Here is a 2,274-nt window from a genome sequence, read left to right as displayed (position 1 = left end):
GCAGTCCACCAGCGTCGGCCAGATCAACGTGTCCATGGGGCAGCTGAGCCAGATCACCCAGCAGAACGCCTCGGCCGCCGAGGAGCTGGCCGCCACCTCCGAGGAAATGAGCAGCCAGGCCCAGGCCCTGCAGCAGCTCATAGGGTTCTTCCGGGTCGAGGACGAGGGGCAGGGTCCGGCGCCGCGCGCCAGCGGTCACGCCTCGCCGCGCCCGGCCAAGGCGCCCATGGCAACCGCGCCGCAGCCCGCGCGGCCGGCCGCCCTCGCGGGCACCGCGCATGCGGTGCCGGACGGCTTCACGCGGTTCTAGGAGGCGGGCATGGGCGCAGTCGACACCACCCGCATGCCGCAGCCGGTCGGCGACGCCGCCGCGCTGCAGCGTCGGCAATACCTCACCTTCCAGGTGAACGGCGAGATGTTCGCCATGCCGATCTCCGCCATCAAGGAGATCATCGAGTACCGCGAACCCACCGACGTGCCGCTGATGCCGGCCTTCATGCGCGGCGTGATCAACCTGCGCGGCCGGGTGGTGCCGGTGATCGACCTGTCGGTGCGATTCGGCCGCGGCCCCTCGGTGCCCACGCGACGGACCTGCGTCGTGATCCTGGAGCTGCCGCACGAGGGCAGCACGCAGGACATCGGCGTGCTGGTGGACGCCGTCAGTGCCGTGCTGGAGATCGCCGATGCGGACATCGAGCCGCCGCCGAGCTTCGGCACCAGGCTGCGGGCCGATTTCATCAGCGGCATGGGCAAGGTGGGGGAGCGCTTCGCCATCATCCTGGCGATCGAGCACGCCCTGTCCATCGAGGAGCTGGCCAGCCTGGATGCGCTGGCCGGCATGCAGGAACTGCCGCGTCCGGGCGGCGACGGGGAATCCGAATGAAGCTGGTCGACGACCTCAAGGTCTGGCAGAAGTTCGTGCTCATGGGCGCGCTCGGCGCCGTGTTGATGGCGGTGCCCGCGTGGCTGTACGTGGCCGAGGCGGACAAGTCGATCGGCGCGGCCCAGTCCGAGCAGCGGGGACTGCGCCCGGCCAAGCAGATGCTGGAGCTGCTTCGCTACGTGCAGCAGCACCGCGGCCTGAATGCCCTGGCGATCGAGAGCGGCGCCGCTGCGCAGCCGGCGCGCGAGGCCAAGCGCACCGAGATGCTGCGCGCCGCGCAGGCCTTCGGCGAGGCTATCGAAGGCGCCACGGGCACGCTCGGCCAGGAGTGGGCGCAGCTGCGGCGCGAGCTGGAGCAGCTGGCGCGCGCCGCCGATGCCGCCGCGATGGGCGGCAACGAGAGCTTCGAGCGGCACACGGCCCTCGTCGAGCGGCTGATGGAGGTGCTCGCGCTCAGCGCCGACCACTACGGGCTGACGCTGGACCCGCGGCCGGACGGCTACTTCCTGGTGATCGGCCTGCTGTCGGAGGCGCCCGCGCTCACCGAGGTGCTGGGGCAGGCGCGCGCACGCGGTGCCGGCATCCTGGCGCGCGGCGAGGCCACGGTGCGCGACCGCGAGGGACTGGCCGCGCTGCTGGAGCGCACGCGGCAGCTGCAGCGCGCGCTGGCGACCACGCTGGGCAAGAGCTTCGCGGCGGACGCCGCCACGCGCGAGGCGCTGGCCGGCCCGGCCGAGGCCGCGGCCGCGGCCGTGCGGCGAGCCATCGAGCTGGCCGACCAGCGGGTGCTCAAGGCCAGCGACATCAACTTCCCGGCGGCGGACTACTTCGCCGCCTACACCGAGGTGATCGACGCCCAGTTCAAGCTGATCGACGCAGGCTCGCGCCAGCTCGACCGCATCGTGGAGGGCCGGGTCGAGGCCCTGCGCCAGGCCCAGCTGGCGCTGGTGGGGCTGCTGGCCGCGGTGGCCCTGCTGGCCGTCATCCTGGGCACCACCATCGCACGCGGGCTGCTGCGCCAGCTCGGGGGCGAACCGGCCTACGCGGCGGAGGTGGCCAACCGCATCGCCGCTGGCGACCTGACGGTGGACGTCGTCGTGGACAAGGCCGATCGCGGCAGCTTGCTGGCGGCGATGCATCACATGGTGGAGCGGCTGGCCAAGGTGGTGGGCGACGTGCGGTCCGGTGCCTACGCATTGGCCTCCGCTTCGGAAGAGATGAGCAGCACCGCGCAGGGCATGAGCCAGGGAGCGAGCGAGCAGGCGGCCAGCGTGGAGGAGACCTCCGCGTCGGTCGAGCAGATGACCGCCTCGATCACCCAGAACGGCGAGAACGCCCGCGTCACCGACCGCATGGCGGGCGAGTCGGCCCGCCAGGCCGCCGAGGGCGGC

Annotated in this window: 2 protein-coding genes and 1 pseudogene; all 3 read left to right on the top strand. The window is 72.6% G+C overall.

The window, feature by feature from the left end:
- Positions 1-310 (top strand): annotated as a pseudogene (locus VEC03_RS18155) (methyl-accepting chemotaxis protein); the annotation flags it as partial.
- A gap of 9 nt (positions 311-319) precedes the next feature.
- Positions 320-883, top strand: a complete 564-nt coding sequence (locus VEC03_RS18150; RefSeq protein ID WP_324918463.1) for a chemotaxis protein CheW — start codon at positions 320-322, stop codon at positions 881-883.
- On the top strand, positions 880-2,274 hold a 1,395-nt coding region (locus VEC03_RS18145; RefSeq protein ID WP_324918460.1), incomplete at its 3' end, for a methyl-accepting chemotaxis protein. The genes VEC03_RS18150 and VEC03_RS18145, both read left to right, overlap by 4 nt.

This window comes from Ramlibacter sp. (genome assembly GCF_035627355.1).
Classification (GTDB): domain Bacteria; phylum Pseudomonadota; class Gammaproteobacteria; order Burkholderiales; family Burkholderiaceae_C; genus Ramlibacter.
This window is presented reverse-complemented; position numbering and strand designations above follow the sequence as displayed.

Coding starts and splice junctions, on each gene's coding strand:
- VEC03_RS18150 (WP_324918463.1), top strand. CDS start 320: ATGGGCGCAGTCGACACCACCCGCATGCCGCAGCCGGTCGGCGACGCC.